Annotated in this window: 19 protein-coding genes and 1 riboswitch; of the genes, 10 read left to right on the forward strand and 9 right to left on the reverse strand. The window is 47.7% G+C overall.

The features are described from left to right. The first annotated feature begins 1 nt into the window (after nucleotide 1). Complete coding sequence (rluF, locus tag MHI12_RS00485; protein WP_036607293.1) at nucleotides 2-703, forward strand: 23S rRNA pseudouridine(2604) synthase RluF; 702 nt, start codon at nucleotides 2-4, stop codon at nucleotides 701-703. Between the two features lie 213 nt (nucleotides 704-916). Here rluF and motB read toward each other — a convergent pair whose 3' ends face one another. Both motB and motA read right to left on the reverse strand, forming a co-directional pair. Then, nucleotides 917-1,735: a flagellar motor protein MotB gene (gene motB / locus MHI12_RS00490; RefSeq protein ID WP_341005695.1), complete on the reverse strand. Its 819-nt coding sequence runs from the start codon at nucleotides 1,733-1,735 to the stop codon at nucleotides 917-919. Continuing rightward, nucleotides 1,722-2,522: a flagellar motor stator protein MotA gene (gene motA, locus MHI12_RS00495; RefSeq protein ID WP_017691317.1), complete on the reverse strand. Its 801-nt coding sequence runs from the start codon at nucleotides 2,520-2,522 to the stop codon at nucleotides 1,722-1,724. Before motA ends, motB begins: the two co-directional genes overlap by 14 nt. Before the next feature lie 233 nt (nucleotides 2,523-2,755). Here motA and MHI12_RS00500 point away from each other — a divergent pair, with 233 nt between their 5' ends. The 3 genes from MHI12_RS00500 (at nucleotide 2,756) to rbsK (ending at nucleotide 4,624) form a co-directional block, all read left to right on the forward strand. Further along, complete coding sequence (locus MHI12_RS00500) at nucleotides 2,756-3,049, forward strand: hypothetical protein (RefSeq protein WP_074092938.1); 294 nt, start codon at nucleotides 2,756-2,758, stop codon at nucleotides 3,047-3,049. 250 nt (nucleotides 3,050-3,299) lie between these two features. After that, entirely contained in the window at nucleotides 3,300-3,596 is a 297-nt protein-coding gene (locus tag MHI12_RS00505) for a 4a-hydroxytetrahydrobiopterin dehydratase (protein ID WP_017691315.1), read from the forward strand. Nucleotides 3,597-3,640: 44 nt separating this feature from the next. Beyond that, a complete protein-coding gene (rbsK, locus tag MHI12_RS00510; RefSeq protein WP_405171215.1) occupies nucleotides 3,641-4,624 on the forward strand; it encodes a ribokinase in 984 nt (327 codons plus the stop codon). Nucleotides 4,625-4,698: 74 nt separating this feature from the next. Here rbsK and MHI12_RS00515 read toward each other — a convergent pair whose 3' ends face one another. The 5 genes from MHI12_RS00515 to MHI12_RS00535 form a co-directional block, all read right to left on the reverse strand. After that, the gene (locus MHI12_RS00515) at nucleotides 4,699-5,058 is read right to left on the reverse strand and encodes a c-type cytochrome (protein WP_405171216.1); all 360 of its coding nucleotides are present in this window, start codon (nucleotides 5,056-5,058) and stop codon (nucleotides 4,699-4,701) included. Between the two features lie 150 nt (nucleotides 5,059-5,208). Next, the gene (locus MHI12_RS00520; RefSeq protein ID WP_405171217.1) at nucleotides 5,209-5,703 is read right to left on the reverse strand and encodes a GNAT family N-acetyltransferase; all 495 of its coding nucleotides are present in this window, start codon (nucleotides 5,701-5,703) and stop codon (nucleotides 5,209-5,211) included. Between the two features lie 355 nt (nucleotides 5,704-6,058). Beyond that, on the reverse strand, nucleotides 6,059-6,529 hold the full coding sequence (locus tag MHI12_RS00525; RefSeq protein WP_036607285.1) for a C40 family peptidase: 471 nt from the start codon (nucleotides 6,527-6,529) through the stop codon (nucleotides 6,059-6,061). Nucleotides 6,530-6,532: 3 nt separating this feature from the next. Then, a riboswitch (cyclic di-AMP (ydaO/yuaA leader) is annotated at nucleotides 6,533-6,670 on the reverse strand. Between the two features lie 245 nt (nucleotides 6,671-6,915). Then, complete coding sequence (locus MHI12_RS00530; protein WP_405171218.1) at nucleotides 6,916-7,767, reverse strand: hypothetical protein; 852 nt, start codon at nucleotides 7,765-7,767, stop codon at nucleotides 6,916-6,918. A gap of 10 nt (nucleotides 7,768-7,777) precedes the next feature. After that, nucleotides 7,778-9,769: a M1 family metallopeptidase gene (locus MHI12_RS00535; RefSeq protein WP_405171219.1), complete on the reverse strand. Its 1,992-nt coding sequence runs from the start codon at nucleotides 9,767-9,769 to the stop codon at nucleotides 7,778-7,780. 101 nt (nucleotides 9,770-9,870) lie between these two features. Here MHI12_RS00535 and MHI12_RS00540 point away from each other — a divergent pair, with 101 nt between their 5' ends. Next, nucleotides 9,871-10,374, forward strand: a complete 504-nt coding sequence (locus tag MHI12_RS00540; RefSeq protein WP_341005701.1) for a YwhD family protein — start codon at nucleotides 9,871-9,873, stop codon at nucleotides 10,372-10,374. Between the two features lie 198 nt (nucleotides 10,375-10,572). On the opposite strand, the gene MHI12_RS00545 is transcribed toward MHI12_RS00540, so the two are convergent. Continuing rightward, nucleotides 10,573-12,651, reverse strand: a complete 2,079-nt coding sequence (locus MHI12_RS00545; RefSeq protein WP_405171220.1) for a transglycosylase domain-containing protein — start codon at nucleotides 12,649-12,651, stop codon at nucleotides 10,573-10,575. A 412-nt stretch (nucleotides 12,652-13,063) separates the two neighbouring features. Between MHI12_RS00545 and speE the strand changes: the two genes are divergently transcribed. After that, a complete protein-coding gene (speE, locus tag MHI12_RS00550) occupies nucleotides 13,064-13,891 on the forward strand; it encodes a polyamine aminopropyltransferase (RefSeq protein WP_017691306.1) in 828 nt (275 codons plus the stop codon). Nucleotides 13,892-13,906: 15 nt separating this feature from the next. After that, a complete protein-coding gene (speB, locus tag MHI12_RS00555) occupies nucleotides 13,907-14,776 on the forward strand; it encodes an agmatinase (RefSeq protein ID WP_036607280.1) in 870 nt (289 codons plus the stop codon). A 308-nt stretch (nucleotides 14,777-15,084) separates the two neighbouring features. Here speB and MHI12_RS00560 read toward each other — a convergent pair whose 3' ends face one another. Then, the gene (locus MHI12_RS00560) at nucleotides 15,085-15,216 is read right to left on the reverse strand and encodes a hypothetical protein (RefSeq protein WP_017691304.1); all 132 of its coding nucleotides are present in this window, start codon (nucleotides 15,214-15,216) and stop codon (nucleotides 15,085-15,087) included. Nucleotides 15,217-15,618: 402 nt separating this feature from the next. On the opposite strand from MHI12_RS00560, the gene MHI12_RS00565 reads away from it, so the two are divergent. The 3 genes from MHI12_RS00565 to MHI12_RS00575 all read left to right on the forward strand — a co-directional run bounded on the left by MHI12_RS00565 (nucleotide 15,619) and on the right by MHI12_RS00575 (nucleotide 18,776). After that, nucleotides 15,619-16,806 carry a hypothetical protein gene (locus tag MHI12_RS00565; RefSeq protein WP_341005705.1) on the forward strand — a complete coding sequence of 396 codons (1,188 nt, stop codon included), beginning with the start codon at nucleotides 15,619-15,621 and terminating at the stop codon, nucleotides 16,804-16,806. A gap of 218 nt (nucleotides 16,807-17,024) precedes the next feature. Then, nucleotides 17,025-18,506, forward strand: a complete 1,482-nt coding sequence (locus MHI12_RS00570; protein ID WP_405171221.1) for an alpha-N-arabinofuranosidase — start codon at nucleotides 17,025-17,027, stop codon at nucleotides 18,504-18,506. A gap of 3 nt (nucleotides 18,507-18,509) precedes the next feature. Next, a complete protein-coding gene (locus MHI12_RS00575; RefSeq protein ID WP_405171222.1) occupies nucleotides 18,510-18,776 on the forward strand; it encodes a DUF6171 family protein in 267 nt (88 codons plus the stop codon). The last annotated feature ends 209 nt before the right edge of the window (nucleotides 18,777-18,985 follow it).

Genomic DNA, 18,985 nt, shown 5'->3' on the forward strand with positions numbered 1-18,985 from the left:
TTTGCGTATTAATAAATTTATTAGCGAAACAGGTTATTGCTCCCGGCGTGAAGCCGACAAGTTGGTGGATAGTGGTCAGGTAACCATTAATGGAGTTAAGGCTGAACTGGGCAGTCAGGCAGAAGAAGGCGACGATGTACGAATTAATGGCAAACCAATCAAGGAAAAGAGAAAACACGTATATATCGCGCTGAATAAACCGATCGGGATCACAAGTACAACTGAGCAGCATATTCAGGGCAATATTGTTGATTTTGTCGGGCACGATGAACGTATCTTTCCTATTGGACGTCTGGATAAGGACTCGGAAGGTTTGATCCTGATGACCAATGATGGTGATATCGTTAACCGGATTCTTAGATCAGAAGGGCGCCATGAGAAAGAGTATATCGTTACTGTTGATCGATCTGTAACCCCTAGTTTCCTTAGAGGTATGAGCACTGGGGTAAAGATCCTGGGTGAAATGACCCTGCCTTGTACAGTGACCCGGATGACGGATCGAGTATTCCGTATCATCCTGACTGAAGGAAAGAACCGCCAGATTCGGCGGATGTGTAGTGCCTTTGGTTACGAGGTTCGTAAGTTGAAGCGTATTCGGATCATGAACATCCATCTTGGAGAAATGGCGACAGGTTCATGGAGAGAGCTTACCCCTGCTGAAAAAGCGGAGCTGGGCGGTCTGTTGGACTATTCACTGGAATAGTTGATTCGAGTTCGAGTAATTTAACCGATTAAGCTCTGCTTTCCGTAAGGGAGTGCAGGGCTTTTTGGTATAGGGTCAATGATGACAGGTGAATCTTCCAAAATAGCGTGAAAAAATGTAGAGATAAACCAAGCATAAGCCTTATATAAACCCAAAAGACCGTTCTCCAGGTACAAGGAGAACGGTCTTTGGTTAATGAATCGCTGCAGGCCTCTAGTTTCCTCCGCCAACGGCTTTTACATTGGTATTGTTACTTTGATACTTCCGAATGATAGAAACCTCTACACGGCGATTCTGTGCCCGTCCGGTATTGGTGTCATTGCTGGCAACCGGGTGATACTCTCCATAACCACTTGGTGTGAATTTGGAAGGGTCCAATTGCGTGTTCAGCAACAGGATTTTCAGGAAGTTGAGCGCACGGTCTGCACTCAGATCCCAGTTATCCTTATATTGGTTGTTCGAAATGGGAATATTATCGGTATGCCCGGATACAACCACTTCATATTCAGGGAACTCCTGCAGCATGCTTGAGATTGCTTTGGCCAGGGATCGTGATTCTGGCTTCACATCTGCTCGGCCTGAGGAGAACAGGGCGTTATCACTGATGGTGATCTTCAATTCAGATTGATTCAGCTTGGTGTTCAGCTGGTCTGAAAGTCCGTTCTTCGAGATATACTGGTCAAGCCGTTTCTTGAGCTTCTCCAGATCTTCCTGCTCTTTTTGAGCCATCTGTGCATCCGTTATCTGAGCTGGTGTTTTCTTGGTGATTTCTGTAGGTTCCTGTTTGTTCTTACCCAGATCGGCACCTGGCGTATCCGGATTCATGGACGTATGATCCAGAACACCGGAGCCTCCATTCAATGCACTGCTTAGTGCGGAAGCCATCTGCTCGAACTTGGCTGCATCGAGTGAACTCATGGAGAACAACGTGATAAACAGGGCAAGCAATAAGGTCATCAAGTCAGAATAGGGAAGCAACCAGCTCTCGTCTATATGTTCTTCATGTGGTTCGTGCTTTTTAGCCTTTTTCACCTGATGATCCCTCCTTCTCTTCCAGTTGTTTACGTTCGGAAGGTGTCAGGAATACGGATAACTTTTGGTTGATGGCAATGGTGGATACACCAGACTGTATGGATAACAATCCTTCAACCATCATCAGCTTGATCTCCATTTCTTGCTTGGACATCCGCTTCAGCTTGTTAGACATCGGGTGCCATAACACGTAACCACTAAATATACCAAGGAGTGTTGCGATAAATGCTGCCGCAATCGCATGGGAGAGTTTCTCCATGTCACTGAGATCGGCAAGTGCTGCGATGAGACCTACAACGGCCCCGAGAACCCCGAGCGTTGGCGCGTACATCCCCGCTTGAGCGAAGATCAAGGCACCGCCACGGTGGCGCTCCTCTGTAGCATGAATATCTTCCATCAGTACATCACTTACAAATTCCTGATCGTTGCCGTCGATAATCATACGCATACCGCCACGAAGGAACTGATCGTCAATCTCTTCTACTTTTGATTCCAGTGCAAGCAAACCTTCACGACGGGTAGTGGAAGCCCAATCCATAAACGTGCCGATCAGAGACACTCGATCAATAAGTACTTGATTTTTGAAAATAATCCCGAAAAGCTTAGGGATTTTCTTAACTTCAGACATTGGAAATGCGATAAAGATAGTTCCTGCTGTACCAACAAAGATAATAACGTAGGCTGCCGGATTGTTAACCAGGTTGATTAAGGGCGCACCCTTCAGGAACATACCGAGTACAAGGGAGACCAGTCCAAAAACTAGTCCAATAATCGTTGAAATGTTCATCATACACCTCATCCATGAGATAAAATTGAATCCTTTCAAGCGGCTGTATTCGGGCTTCCGGACGAATTTTTGGCCGCAATCCGTTCAATGTTAGGCATTCCTTACGGTTGCTAAAACAGTTAAAACGGTCATATATGTATTTATCGACCAGAAGGCCTTTTTTTTTAAGGGCTATTTTCAGGTATAATAAGATCAAATCCGCTCCTTAGGGGCCGAATAGGAGTGAAAAGCCAATGGGCGTAAAGCATGGACGGGATTATGAAGGAATTTTGACAGATCTGACAACGGCAATCGGACGCATACCGGATCGGTATGTTTTCTTTGAAATGGACGCGGAAGAGTGGGAGAGACTGGCTGCATCTGACCAACTTGAAGTGGATGAGGCGTTGGCGGAGGATTTGTTCTATGCGCTGGGCGAGGAGTCCGTTATTCCGGTTGGAAGTGGCGTGGTCATCCATGATAAGGAACAGCACCGCATTCATATTTTGATCGGGGAAGAAGAGTTGACATTTGTACCTTTAATTTAGTGTGTTTACATGCATTTTTGGGGGTGTAAATGGAATTGGAATTCCCCTCAAAGCCTTATGGTTATTGGTTCTATGCCATGTAGTTGATTGGATTTTGAAGCTTGTCCGTGGTAAGATGTTAGTCGTGAAATGGGCCAACCGCATGGCGGTGAGCCTGGCCTTTGAGTTTGCTGTTGATAGCGCCGAAGGTGTCGGTGGTTATACGGACGCATGTCTGTAATGTACCATCCTATGGGGAGGAAGATAACGCATGGTTTTTTCGCAAGAGGAAGTCGAAGCTCATCTGGGAAGGCTGGAAGGCTGGGAACTGGAAGAGGGACGGTGGATTGTACGTAAATTCGTGTTCTCCAACTACATGAAAGGGATTGCATTTGTGGATGAGGTCGCTGCGATCTCGGAAGCATTCAATCATCATCCTTTTATTACGATTGATTATACAACGGTTACGCTGCGTCTCACATCATGGGATGCGGGTGGTATCACATCTGTAGATATCAAGGAAGCAGGGCAATATAACGAAGCTTATGACAAAATGAGGTCGCAATAACGAGGTCGGTTATTATCGCGCGGCCAGAAGTGAGTGAACCATACATGTCAGACTATAATCAGAAACAACCTCTTATTGCTGTCGCAGGCAGTCTCAATATGGATCTTGTGGTGAAGACAGACACGATTCCGGAAGAGGGAGAGACGGTGAGCGGTGAGGAGCTGCATTATCTCGCTGGTGGCAAAGGGGCCAACCAGGCTGTTGCCGCTGCGCGTCTGGGTGGACAGACTACGATGATTGGTGCGGTGGGATCGGACGGTTTTGGCGAACGTCTGCTGCACAGTCTGACGGAAAGTGGTGCAGATGCCTCGCAGGTTCGCATATTGGAAGACACGGTTACAGGGACGGCTTCCATCTGGCTTTCTCGGGGAGACAACCGGATTATTGTTATTCCTGGTGCGAATGGGCGAGTGGTGCCTGAGATGCTGGAAGAGGCGGATACGGTAAAAAGCCTGACTGCAGCCGCAGCGGTGCTGCTACAGCTGGAGATCCCGCTGCCAGCGGTTACCCGCGCCGCCCAACTGGCGGCTGAAGGCAGCGCACTGGTGGTGCTCAACCCGGCTCCCGCGGTGCCGGGTCTGCCCCAGGAGCTCCTGCGGTGCGTCGACGTTGTCACGCCGAACCGCAGCGAGCTTGCCGTGCTTACCGGCCGGGATCATCTCCGGCCGGAAGACCTGGATGCGGCGGTCGCAGAGCTCGCCGCATCCCTGGGGGCCGCTGTCGTCACGACGCTCGGCCCCGAGGGGGCTGTGTACGCGGCGGCGCCTGGTGGCCGCGTACAAGCAGGGCGTGCCGGCGCTTGCCGTGCGCCCGGCTACGCCGTAAGCGCCGTCGATACGACCGGCGCTGGCGATTGCTTCAACGGCGCGCTGGCGGTAGCCCTCGCGCGCGGTGAGACTTTGGACGCGGCCGTAGGCTTCGCCATGGGTGCGGCCGCGTTATCCGTGACAAAGCTCGGCGCCCAGTCCGGGATGCCGTCCGCACGTGAAGTTGAGGCCTTTCTGGCTGAGCATGCCGCAGAGGCTTAATAATTGATATAACAAAGAGGCTCTTATTCTCCCAAAAGGGGATTAAGCGCCTCTTTGTTATGCGTGTGCAGAGATTATTTCTTCTCTGACAGCCACATGGCGATATTTGCAATCTCTTCATCCTGCAGTTTGCCCTTGAAGGAAGGCATACCACCACCTTTACCTTTGACAATCGTAGAATAGATCTTCTCCAGATCATCCTGGCTGCCGATGTTGGCCAGAGCAGGTCCTACGCCACCTTGAAGCTGATCCCCGTGACAGGAGATACAATTGGCTTTGACCAGTGCTTCAGCTTGTCCGGCATCCAATGTTACTTCCGGCATGGTTGGCTTGGCTTCTTCAGCCACTTCTTCTTTCCCTGGAAGCGTAAACATTAAAACAATAGCTAAAGCGCATGCTGCAAAAAATACTCCGCTCATGATCCATTTGTGCATCCCTTATGTCCCCTCCAGAATGAAAGATCATCTAACCTGAAACTATCCATATCATTATAACGGAACCTGTACTGACATCATAGCATTTTGTGGGAATTTTTTGAACTAATCACATAACAAGGGGCAAATTTGGTTGTTTTGCAATGGATTCTAACCGCGAGGCCCTTCATAAACCATACAGTGAAAGGGCTTCAAGCCGCTTGGGGTCTGTCGTTCGTATGTATCCTGGGTGACAAATCCACTCTTCAGATAGACTTGAATGGCACGAGCATTCCAAGTGAGTACTTCCAGATCAATCTCATTCGTGGGATTTCGGCGAATAGCTTCCTGTACAATGGCAGTGACAAAAGCTGTCCCTTGACCCTGACCACATAGCTCTGGATGCATGCCAAGGCCAATCCGGGTTACCCTTTGAAGTGGGAAGTATTGAGCAAACCCACATATACGATCGTTCTGATCCAGGACGATTGCATATTGCTCCTGCCGCAGCTGTGCATCTCCGAATTCCACTTCCAGAGCTTTCATCTGCTCCCAGGGGAGCCAGCTGTAGATATTGTAAGGCGGATCATACTGCCAACTGCAGATAAGCTCCGCATGTTCTTCTCGCATGGGTACAACGTGAAACGTCACAGGGGTTTCCTTCATACACCTGCATGCTCCTTTCCTTGAAACAGAACTCTCTGTCCACTCTACAAAAGTGATGTTCATTTAGCAAGTCTTCCTTCTCAAGAAAAAAAATGAAACAAAAGTTCCGGTAATTTCGTTTATATTATAACGGGATGGGTAAAAACATCATAAGGGCACGGACGAACGAACGCAAAATGAACCTGTTGATGTCGCAGGATATACCCCGAGTATAACTTGCAACATGAATAAGGATTGAAGCACAAAAAAACCGCCGGATACATTCCTGCGGAGAATGTACCGGGCGGTTCTGTTATGCTTCTTGCTTCGTTCCAGTATGGTTAATGGTTACAGCATCATGTTGCTCAGCTTGTCCCTAGTCAAGGGCCAGTGATTCATATGCGTCCGTGCTCATAATCCGTTTTGCGCCAACATAACGATTGGCCCAATAGTTTTCACTCAATGCACTGATCGTAACGCCTTTGGAAGAAGAGGAGTGTGCGAACTTTCCATCCCCTACAAAGATACCTACATGAGATACGCCTTTACCTGTTGTATTAAAGAACACCAGATCGCCAGCTCTCATCTCCATGCGGGATACGGAATCGCCCATGTCGAATTGGGAACTGGATTGGCGTGCCAAATCAATACCCAACTTGTCGAATACATACCGTGTAAATCCGGAGCAGTCAAAGCCGTTAAGCGTTGTTCCCCCACTTTTGTATGTAGTTCCCATTGCTGAATCAATTACTGTGTCCATCTTTGAATCTGCGAATGCGCTACCTGCACCAAGTGATAAAGCAAATGTGATGCTAAGTACAGCTGCGGTTAATTTCTTCTTGAACAAGAGATATTCCCCTTCCAACGCCTGCGAGGTTAGCTTAAGGATTCGGTTGAAGGTCCCCTATGATCCCTCTGTAGCAAGATCAATTCACCCATAACTGGTTCCCCCGCTTCCCAGGTGCCAGGAATTTGGCTATGCTAGTTATGCACCTGCGAAATCAAGAAATGACGATTTAATTTTAAGTAGTTACAAATATGAATGTAAAGATTACAAAGTTGTTACTAAAAACTCACTGCGATTATTGTAACAGAGGAGTACGGCTTTGGCAACGTTTAGCAACAAATTTAGCAAAAAAAACCTCGACCTTTGACGGGGAAAGGTTGAGGTTTGCCTATTTATAAGTACATATTAGGCCATGAGTTTAACATGTGATGGTAACAATTTTTAAACTATCTGCTCTCACCTTTGGATATTTTGGACTGCCATAATCGGAAATGGCTGCATATTTTCCACAGACTCAATAGACATCTGGCAAGTGGATACGTCTGTTGTAGTATAAGTCCGGTCAGTCCCGTTAATAACCATGAGGCTGTAGTGAATGCCCCAAAGACGAGCAAGTGTACTCCACCCAGTAGGAGTGAAATGCCGATTACAGCGATGAGATGACGCAGTGCAATCCAGAGTGCTTTGAGGGTACCGTGAGCCCCGCCTTCTCCTTCTGGTGCCGAAACACCGAACTGCATGTAGAGTATGACATGGTGGATGATCCAACCATATACAATCCAGGCAGCAACATAAGGTATACCAGGCAAAAGTAATTGAAGGGAATGAAATCCGTCCATGAGAATCGAGTAGAGCTTCGGTATGAGCCAGTAGGCGGGCAGAAGTATCAATAATGTACGTATGGTGTGGAGCAGCAGCATCGGTTTCCACAGATTTTTGATTCCGCGGACAAAGGGGATGCGCTCTTCTGTAGAATTAAAGTGCTGAAGTGAGTAGAGCAGTCCTGCCTGAATGAGGGGGCTGATCAACATGCGAACCAGCAGCATGCCCCCGAGAATCCAAAGATAACGATGAACCTCTGGATGGGTAGACAGGTTAAGTTGACTTTCCATTTTGAACAAAAGTGTACTCAGCTCCCCGGCATCAGCATCTGGATAGCGCAGGAGTAGTGGGATGACCGCCGATTGTACCATTCGATAGAAGAAATATCCCCAAATGAGTTGATAAAGAAATAAGAGTGCGGCAATGAACATATGCTGACGGACGAGAAACCAGCCTTCACGTATTTTCGCTTTCACCGTTTCCACCTCACCATGACAGACCTCCGAATATGGCTTCTATTAGTTTGGTTACACTCATGCTCCAGCGGGATTTCGCCCGCTCATCCAGTCCGGATTTCAGGAAATTGTTCATATGGCGGTTCTCCAGCACGATCGAGTACAGGGGATCGGTCATGGCCCAGGATACGGGGGATGTGTGAGTTAATTTATACGTGATGCGATCTTCTTTGCCATTCCATTGCTTGGTGAGGATATGCCCGTCTTCAAAAGCAATGCGAACAGGAACGGCGCTGTAGTCACTGCCTTTTTTCGCTATCGTCACGGATGACTCGTACAATGTTTGCCCGTCTTTCTGTACGGGCGTAACACGAATCTTCTCTACAGCAAAGTCAGCCATCCCGTTACCATAGACATATTGGTCAAAATAATCAGACCAGGAAGTGCGGGTCACTTGTTCCACAATTTTCTGAAAATCAGCCGAAGTGGGATGTTTGAAACGGTACTTCTTCACATAGGTAGAGAGAATGCGTTCCATCTTTTTTGTGCCGACTTGATGTTCGATACCAAGCAATACAAGTTTGCCACGTGTATAGACATTGGCTGCATACTCATTCTGTGAATCGAACTTCCAGGATTCTTGTGTTAAAGATGAAGGAGACGTAATCAGTCCCGATTGTACCGGCAGATTCGGAATCAATCCGTATTCCTGCTCCATCAGTTTGTCTTCTGCATAAGAGGTGAACCCCTCATCCAGCCAGGCTTCCTCGAATTCGTTGCTGGCAACCATGCCGTAGAAGTACTGGTGTCCGATCTCGTGGACTACGGTTCGTTCCAGGTCATAACCTGGCGTGGTGTCATCGGCTCCAAAGGCTGTAACTAGCGTAGGGTATTCCATACCTCCAGCGCCGTTCCCCGCTTTGGGTGGAACTACGATGGATAAGGTAGCATAAGGATATGGGCCAAACCATTTGCTATAATTGGCTAGAGCGGCCTTCGCGGCGTAGAAATAACGTTCTTTCAGATCCTGATGAGCTGGGTCCAGATATAACTTGATTCGTACACCAGGCACATTGGGTGCAGAGAAGGGTTCCTCGGCGTACACAAAATCGGGTGAGGCTGCCCAGGCGAAATCATGCACATCATCGGCATAGAATTGATAGACCTTTTCTCCATTCTTCACCACGGCTTGCTGCGTCGGAAATCCGGTAGCAGCAACTTTGTATGTTTCGGGCACCCGAATACGTACACTATATATACCGAAGTCAGCGTAAAACTCTGAATTGCCATGGTACTGGTGCAGATTCCAGCCTTCCGTTGTTCGTCCACGTCTGCCCACAGGTTCATAGGCACTTAATTTGGGAAACCATTGACCTGCCATGACAAAATGATCAGCAGTTCCCATCCGGGCAAAAATCTTTGGCAGATTCACTTCAAATCGGGTGTGGAGTGTGATACTTTCCCCGCCTTTGACGGGTTTGGGCAGGCGTACTTTAATGAGGGTGGTGTCCTTGATATTTCCGTCATCTGGTTGCACATACTGCATCCGGTGCAGCAGAGAGAGCCCGTCCTCCGTTTTCATTTCGGTAATGTTCATGGAGCCATAACCATTGGTAGGCATGACATCACCCCGAAGCTTTCCACCGGATTCCTTCATAAAGGTGGTGTCAGCAGAAGAGAAGGCGTTGGGATACATATGAAAGTAAAGCTCGCTGACGGTTTTTTTACCTGGATGTGTCCAGGTAATCGTCTGAGTCCCTTCCAGTACATTCCCTTCGACCAGTTTTACATCCATGTGATATTCCACAACACGGTTGCTGTACACTTCGGCAGTAGGGGTCTGTACACTTTCTGGAGGTGCTGGCGTTGGGGCTATTGCCTTGGGCTTGCCCGATTCGGGGGCGAGTGCTGGCAATTCGGAATGAGTTGAGCGATTATAACCCAGAGTGATCCATATCCCTCCGGCAAGTACACACAGGGCCAGGGATGCAGTGAGCCAGCTCTTGGCGCGTCGTGGAATCATCGTTAAATACCTCCCGTTGACAAGCATCTACAGCATGTATATGTTTGCAATGGGGCAATTATTAGTTAAAATATTTGTATCAACCCTTGGAGGTTATAAACATGGACCAAAACGAGCAAAACGGCAAAAAACAGATTGCCTTGAATATCGTTAGTGCAAAAAGCAAGCATAAAGGCTTCGGTGCAGGCTCCATTGAGCTGAATAACCTTTCCCCGGTCATTATTGATAATGGCGAAGCCAAAATCGATATCGGTGCGATGCATGCGAAGAGCAAAGTGGAACGCAATATCAAGTTCTCTACCAATCGTGAAGATGTGCCCAACGGACGCCAGGTATGGCTGGTGTGGGTAGCTGTCGATCGCACGGAGGAAGGCCAACTCTATGGTGGAGCAACGGCATGTGAGATGTGGATTGATACGGAAGCAAGACGTGGATGGAAACTGCTGGCGGAACATGTGAATCGCATGGATTATGCCTTGAAGCGTCGGTTCATGCTGGATGAGCTTGGACCTGAAGCTCGAGCTGCACTTAAGACACTGCTGATCTCACACAACGAGGAATGGTGGAATGCTTCTCCAGATGAATTGAAAGAAGCACTCGCCTAAGGCAGATCTTTCAACAAAGTATAAAAGCAAAAAAGCAAAAGGCCCCTTGACCGGAAATTTCGGTTGGGGGTCTTTTGCTTGTGCATTAATTGTATTCATCGATCTGAATAATTATGAGTTTTCATCCGAAGTGAATTTCCAATTGTTCAATACAATTAGGGGTTATAGGTGACGCAACTAAGTCATCGCGCATTTGCGTCATTCTACCCACCAACGTTTGAAATCTCCCCACCAGGAATGTTTCTCTTCCTGTATGCCTTGTTGATTCTGTACCTGACGGGTCTTCTCATCTTCTCCAGAATCCGAATCATCCGTCGTGCCATGGCATACCTCTGTCGGTTCAGTACCATCAATAAAAACTTCCAGCCGTTTCTCTTCACAACCGTTGCCTGCCAGCTTGCCGGATTCCGGGTCAATATAGACACTTACGACATGATCAGGCACGGTGAAAATTTTGGGTGGTACGCTCGCAAGTGCCTGCTCTGTGAACTGGGCAAAGATTGGCGCTGCCCGGCGGCCATCCGAAGTTGAGATGGCTTTGCCTTGGTCGTACCCAACCCATACCGCGGTGGAGAGCTCCGGTGTGAATCCAACGAGCCAGGCATCCGTGTTGGTTGTTCCCGTTTTTCCGGCTACCGGACGTTTGATCGCCTTAGACACCCGGTTACCCGTTCCTCCATTTTCGAAGACACTTTCCATTAAACGAGTCAGGACATAAGCTGCTGCAGGTTCCACGACGGTCTCAGCCTTGGTTTGAGGCGATTCATAGAGTACACGTCCTGCGGCATCTGTTACTTGCAGAATGGCGACAGGTGGCGTCCGTTGTCCACCAGCAGCAATGACGGAAAAGGCCGACGCCATCTCCAGCGGGCTGACAGGTGACGTTCCCAGTGCAAGAGAAGGTACGGCGCTCAGGTTGCTTGTAATGCCGAGGTTTTTTGCCATACTCACAACCTGATCAGGACCGATCTGCATAATGGTGTTCACCGCATAGATATTGTCTGAAGCAGCGATCGCCTGTCTTAGATCAATCTCACCCAGATACTTGTCTCCAAAGTTGCCGGGTTTATAGGTTTTGCGGTCATTGTCATAGTGAAAAAGGGTAGGTTCACTGTTAAATATGGATGCACTGGTGAGCTGCTTGGATTCCAGGGCTGCCAGATACATAATCGGTTTAAACGCCGAACCTGGCTGGCGCGTTGTCGCCAGTACATGGTTAATCTGATTGGTGCGGTAATTCTTGCCGCCCACCATGGCTTTGATGTAGCCCGTCCGAGGGTCGATGGACACCAGCGCTGTCTCCAGCTCGCTTTTGGCATCCATACCCTTGGCTATGGCGTCTTCAGCTGCTTTTTGCACACGCAGATCCAGGGTGGTGTAGATATTCAATCCCCCATGATCCAGCATCGCTTCACTGATTCCCAGCTCTTTGATGGCCAGATTACGGATATAATCGCGGAAATACGGTGCACTTTCCACCGTTTTACGCTCACTTTCGGGTTTGAACGTAAGCATTTTCTCATAAGCTTTATCTGCTTCGGCCTGGGTGATCTTGCCGATATCAGCCATGGCATTCAGCACAATCTTCTGCCGGTCTTTGGCATTCTTCATATGGTTATAGGGTGAATAGTAGGTCGGTCCTTTTGGGATTCCTGCCAGCATGGCGCTCTCTGCGAGGTCCAGCTGTTTGGCTGATTTGCCAAAATACATTCGCGAAGCTGCTTCGATTCCGTACGCACCATGCCCATAATAGATTTCATTCAGATACATCTGCAAAATTTCATCTTTGCTATATTTCATCTCCAATTGCGCCGTGTACATGGCTTCCTTGGCTTTGCGAGTCCATGTTTTCTCATGAGATAGATACAGGTTGCGCGCCAGCTGTTGAGTCAATGTACTCGCACCTTGCGACATCTGCATATGTTCGAGGTTAACGAGCACAGCCCGTCCCATCCCTTGCACGTCGAACCCGTAGTGATTATAGAACTTGCGGTCCTCTACAGCCAGAGTGGCGTTGACGAGATCCGGAGCGATATCCTCCAGTTGAACGGGTACAGAGTCTTTGCCACCTGCGGAGAAGGTAGCGATCACTTCACCTTGACTGTCCAGTAATCTGGAATTCCGATCAGAGTCTGCGAGGGGCAGGCTGGTAGCGTATAGGTACACCAATCCCGCAGCGGTAGCAACCATAGCGAGCACGGCGAGCAGAGACAGGTTTTTAATGAATTTACGTACACGGAACCCGCGTTTGCGGGTCTTTTGATTTGGCTTGGTCATGGAACGGGCTCCTCTCTTTTCTTCCAGTATGGGACTTCATTGGCAGGGATATTCAATTGGGTGCATAAGCAAACAAAATGTAGCCTTTTCGAAGGAAAAACCGTTTTGCAGTATAAACGTCAATCGCGTATAATGCAAAAGGGTAATGAAAAGGTAAGATTCGGCACAAGATACTAAAGCGCGTAAGGACGAACAGACGAATGGTCATTGATTCATTGATTAGTCAGACGCTCTGCACGCTCTGGTCAATTTAATCTATATAATGAAGTGAACCGCGGACCTTTCCCGCAGGCCGGCAATCATAACGCGATATGGCGCCGAACGCTGGACGTGCTTGGGCGAACCGATCATAGTGCACAGCGCTTGGTCGGGTATGGCTGATCATTAACTTTACGGAAAGAAGGTAGAGATTATGGAATTGTGGTTTACGGAGAAACAGACCCCGGTATTCGGGATCACCGCGAAGATTAAGCAGACCTATGTTACAGAGAAAACGGATTTCCAAGATTTGGCCATGGTAGAGACCGAAGAATTCGGTAACATGTTGCTTCTTGATGGCATGGTGATGACGACCGTAAAAGACGAATTCGTATATCACGAAATGGCGGCACATCCTGCGCTGAACACTCACCCGAATCCGAAAAAAGTTCTGGTTGTCGGCGGCGGCGATGGCGGAGTCATTCGTGAAGTCATTAAACATGCTGCTGTAGAAAAAGCTGTTCTCGTCGAAATTGACGGTAAAGTCATTGAATACTCCAAAAAATATTTGCCTGAAATCGCTGGCAAGTTGGACGAGCCTAATGTTGAAGTGCTCGTAAACGACGGCTACATGCATATTATTGAACATAAAAATGAATACGATGTGATCATCGTAGATTCTACGGAGCCTGTAGGCCCGGCTGCTCCATTGTTTGAGCGTGGGTTCTATCAAGGCATCTACGAAGCATTGAAAGAAGACGGAATCTTCGTTGCCCAAACGGACAACCCTTGGTTCAAGGCGGATCTGATCCAGAAGGTGAACAAAGACGTCAAAGAAATCTTCCCGATCGTACATGTGTACGGCTGTAATATTCCGACCTATCCAAGTGGTTTGTGGACATTCACCATGGGTAGCAAGAAACATGACCCGCTTGAAGTGGATGAGACTCAAATCCCGGAGATGGATACCAAGTATTACTCTCCGCGTCTGCACAAAGCAGCATTTGTACTTCCTAAATTCGTGGAAGATTTAACGAAATAAAAGGGGAAATCATTAATGAAACTGGATCAAGCTTATTCAGGAAACGTATTTATTTGCAGCTCTGAGGATTATGAGAACTCGAAAGCGGTTATCTATGGCATGCCGATGGATTACACCGTCAGCTTCCGTCCGGGTTCCCGTTTCGGCCCATCTCATATCCGTCAGGCATCGGTTGGACTTGAAGAGTACAGCCCATATCTCGACAAAAGCATTGTAGACATGACATACTTTGACGCTGGAGATCTGCTTTTGCCTTTCGGTAACGCGGGACGCAGCCTTGAGGTAATTCATGAATACATCGGAAGTCTGCTCGCTGACGACAAATTCCCAGTTGGTCTCGGTGGCGAGCATCTGGTTACTTGGCCAGTCATCCAACAGATGTACAAGAAATACCCGGATCTTATCCTGATTCATATTGATGCACACGCTGACCTTCGTGAAAACTATGAAGGTGAGCCATTGTCCCACTCCACACCAGTGCGTAAAGCAGCTGAGTTGATGGGTGGCAAAAACATCTATCAGTTCGGTATCCGCTCCGGTTCCCGTGAGGAGTTCCAGTATGGTCGCGAGAACATCAACTTCTATCCATTTGAAGTGGCAGCTCCGATGAAGGAAGCTCTTCCGAAGATGGGCAACCGTCCGGTGTATGTGACCATCGACATCGATGTGCTTGATCCGTCAGCAGCACCAGGAACAGGTACAGCAGAAGCGGGCGGTATTACGTCCAAGGAACTGCTTGAAGCCATTCATATGATCGCGGGATCTGATGTAAATGTAGTTGGTTGTGACTTAGTTGAAGTTGCACCAATCTATGATCCAACACAACAGACACAGATTGTAGCTGCGAAGCTGATTCGTGAAATGCTGCTTGGATTCGTGAAATAATCACAGAATAATCGATAAGTATAACGCTCTCTGTCTGCGCGGGTTCAAATATGCGCAGGAGAGGGCGTTTTGTATTGTTAACTTTTGTACAGAGCTGTGCTATACTGACTACATAAGTATTCAGTAGTATATTAATTGATATATTACATTCGTGAAGTATATGGTGATCGGGTTCGGTCATATACTAAAAAAAGCCTTTACCGCTGCCAACGGTAAAGACTCTTAGGACCCGAAAGGCTGTGGATTGCCACGGCGCGCATGAACTAAATAATGCTATTCAAGCGAAACCCACCGTCAGGCTTCCGACCTTATGAGGTGGGTTTTCGCTTGCTACGAAACTTTTTGCGCAACCAACGGTAAAGCTTTCGCCCACTCAGTACAATACTGAGGATCGCAGCAATCCATCGGATTACATCAAGCAACGCCACAAGTTTGACCATCGACGTCACCCCCTTTTGGGAAGCTGCGCCGTGGTCTGGAAAACATCCACCGATATTCAAAAGTCCATAACATTAATTATAGCACGTATGTTCCCTTGCCTCTACCATTTATTTCATGTGTTAGTATGGACTCTCCTCTAACGCAGATATCGTGCCTTGGTATGACTCTATCTTAATATTTATGCTTTTTATTTTTATTAAGTATCAGTTTTGTTATCCTTGCTGTGGTGACGTATCCCATTTAATTTAGAGTACACAATGTTTGGTGATGAACCATCCTTGCCTACATGATCCAATCATGGGTAAAGGTGGTTTTTTTCTTGCAAAATTGTCATCAGGGTTAATTAGATTGTTACGTTAGAACCATCAAATTTGGGTAAAACCATAGAAGGAGGTGTTACGATGACAACCAAGAGTACAATGACATGGAAACGGATTGGTGCACTCGCATTATCGTTAACGCTGGCTTGGGGGATGGGTCCGGTACATACACTATCAGGTGCTAACGCTGCATCCTCACAGGCATGTGGAAAGGGAGATCATGGACTATCTGCTACATTAAAAAAGGGCAGCGGTGTGGAAGAGCAACACCTGCAATTTACGGACATTGATTTTCTTAATGATACGACTGGACGAGCTGGGGGTGAAGGCTTCCTGATCGGTACCTCGAATGCAGGATGTACGTGGCAGTCCATATATACCGGGCAGTGGCAATTCACTCAGCTTGATTTTCCGAATAATGTGAACGGATATGCGCTGGCGCGAGTGAAGGATTCACCTGCAACCTATCTAATCCGTACCCATGATGGGGGATCGCACTGGACGCGGCTTGATACGCCGGGCATTCAATTCAAACGAATCGATTTTCGCAATAAAGATGTAGGTTATGGATATACCTATAATGGTGCATATCAGACGAAGGATGGCGGGGTAACCTGGAGTAAAATGAATACACCTGCCAACACGCGTGCAGCTGCCTTTGCAACAGAGAAACAAGGGTATGCCGTCGTGGTTGTACCTGGATCGGGATATCATCTGAAGCAAACGAGTGATGGCGGCAAGAACTGGACAACCTCTCTTCGAGTTGTCTCAGACACATGGAGCGGAGGGGATCTGTATGCACATGGCCAGCAAGTATGGGCCCTTCTGTATGGTGATGCAGGCATGTCCCAACAATCGTACTCCCTCTATGCGAGCGGTAATCAAGGCAAGAACTGGACCCAAGTATTTGCGCAATCCACAGCAGGGGGAGGTCCTGCACCGGGTACAAACAGTACGGGCAAAGGAAACGGACCAGCCAACCCGGGTGGTCATCCCGGCAACATGGCGTTGATTGGTAATCAGACGGCGTATCTGTCTGCAGGTTCACCCGCAGCTGGCAAAGTGGGTATTGGACGTTCTTATGATAAAGGTTCCACGTGGAAAAATATTGACCTGAAAGATCCGGGATACAGTTCCCGTATCTCGTTCCCATCGGCCAAGACGGGTTGGCTCGTAGTCACAAGTGATAACTCTCCTGCGATCTATCAGACTACGGATGGTGGAACGACGTGGACACAAAAAATGTTGTTGCCTTCAGAGCAGGATTAAGTAGCCTGTTATTCTGAAATAACAATGGAGCAAATCCAAATTAGAAATGAATAAAAATCAATTTGGTATGCCTCTGCATGAATATCTATAACAAACAGGCCTTTTCCTAATCAATTACACAGGAAGAGGCTTGTTTATGTAGAAATAAAAACGGTTGAAACCTACTCCAAAACGAGTTATTGTAAGCGATAACAATACAATTTATGGGGGTTGAAATCATGGTTGATGTTATTCTAAAGGCAGATTCAGATCAAGGATTAATAAATCGCAATATATATGGTCACTTTTCCGAACACTTGGGACGTTGTATTTATGAGGGGCTGTGGGTAGGAGAAGATTCACCCATTCCGAATACAGATGGGATTCGAAATGATGTATTGACGGCCTTGCAGAAGCTTAATATTCCAGTACTTCGCTGGCCAGGCGGTTGTTTTGCCGATGAATATCACTGGAAAGATGGTGTAGGTCCGAAGAGTGAGCGTGCTCGTATGATCAATACACACTGGGGCGGTGTGGAAGAGAACAATCACTTTGGTACACATGAATTCTTGAGATTATGTGAGTTGCTCGGCACGGAGCCATATATCAGTGGTAACCTGGGTAGCGGTACAGTGCAGGAGATGCAGGAATGGGTGGAGTACATCACGTTTGACGGCGAATCCCCGATGGCGAACTGGCGTAAGAGTAACGGTAGGGAAGAACCGTGGAAAATGAAGTATTTTGGCGTGGGAAATGAGAACTGGGGATGCGGCGGAAATATGCGTCCTGAATATTATGCGGATGAATATCGCCGGTATGCTACATATGTACGTAACTATTCCGGGAACGAGATTTATAAAATCGCTTGTGGACCGAACGAAGGTAACTATGAATGGATGGAAGTCCTGATGCGGGAAGCTGCTCGTTTTATGGATGGAATCAGTCTTCATTATTACACCATCCCTACAGGAGAGTGGAACGATAAAGGCGCAGCTACAGGATTTGGTGAGGCTGAATGGTTCACCACCTTGAAAAAGACACTCCATATGGATGAACTGCTGGTGAAACACTCTGAAATCATGGACAAATATGATCCAGAGGGCAGAGTCGGCATTATTGTGGATGAATGGGGCACGTGGTATAACGTTGAGCCAGGAACTAATCCAGGGTTCCTGTATCAACAGAATACGATGCGGGACGCTGTGCTTGCAGGTGTTAACCTGAATATTTTCAACCAACATAATAAACGGGTACACATGGCAAATCTTGCACAGATCGTCAATGTGCTTCAATCGCTTGTGCTCACCGAAGGGGACAAAATGCTCCTGACCCCTACGTATCATGTATTTGATATGTATCAGGTTCATATGGATGCACAACGACTGGATTTGAATTATGATAGCCCAGGATACACATTCGGAGAAGAGACCATTCCGCAGCTCAGCTTATCAGCTTCCCGCAACAAGGATGGGGTCATTCATGTGACAGCTTGTAATCTGAGTCATACCGATGAGTTGGAAGTTGTGTGTCAGCTGGACGCAGCTCAAGCGGCTAAAGTAAACGGGCAGATTCTGCACCATACTGATTTTGGTGCATTCAATACCTTTGAACAGCCGAATCATGTTCAGCCTGTGGCGTGGGATGGAATCACACTGGAGAATAACACACTGCGTTTTGTCCTTCCACCAGCATCGGTTGGGGTGCTCGCTGTCGAGGGTTAATGCATGAAAAGGCAGGAACCTTGCAAGGGCTGTAATGATCAGTACGATGTGAAGATTAGCGATGCCAAAATGGCCAGACTTGTGGAGATTGCCTCGCGTTCGCGTCCGACGGTACAGGATGAGGAATATGAACGTCGGCTATCCATCTGCTTTGCTTGTCCGGGATTGCAATATGGCACAACTTGTCGGCATTGTGGTTGTCTCGTACAGGTGCGAGCGAAGCTGAGTGAGTCGACATGTCCTTTTCCTTATGAATCGCAATGGGCCTGATCGGATGAACGAATCTTATTATAATGAAGCAAAAGGGAGTTGCACTTTACAGGTGCGGCTCTTCTTTTTTGGCTTGATGAGGAAAAAACTCTGAATTTGGATTTGAATTGAGCGAGGGAACTGGATATAGTTATACAGTAGAGTGTAGGATAGCGAGCTATCCGGGAATATGAGCGCGTATAGCGACACAATAATACGGGAAGGGCTGT

Source organism: Paenibacillus sp. FSL H8-0280 (assembly GCF_045040665.1).
Lineage (GTDB): Bacteria > Bacillota > Bacilli > Paenibacillales > Paenibacillaceae > Paenibacillus > Paenibacillus xylanexedens_A.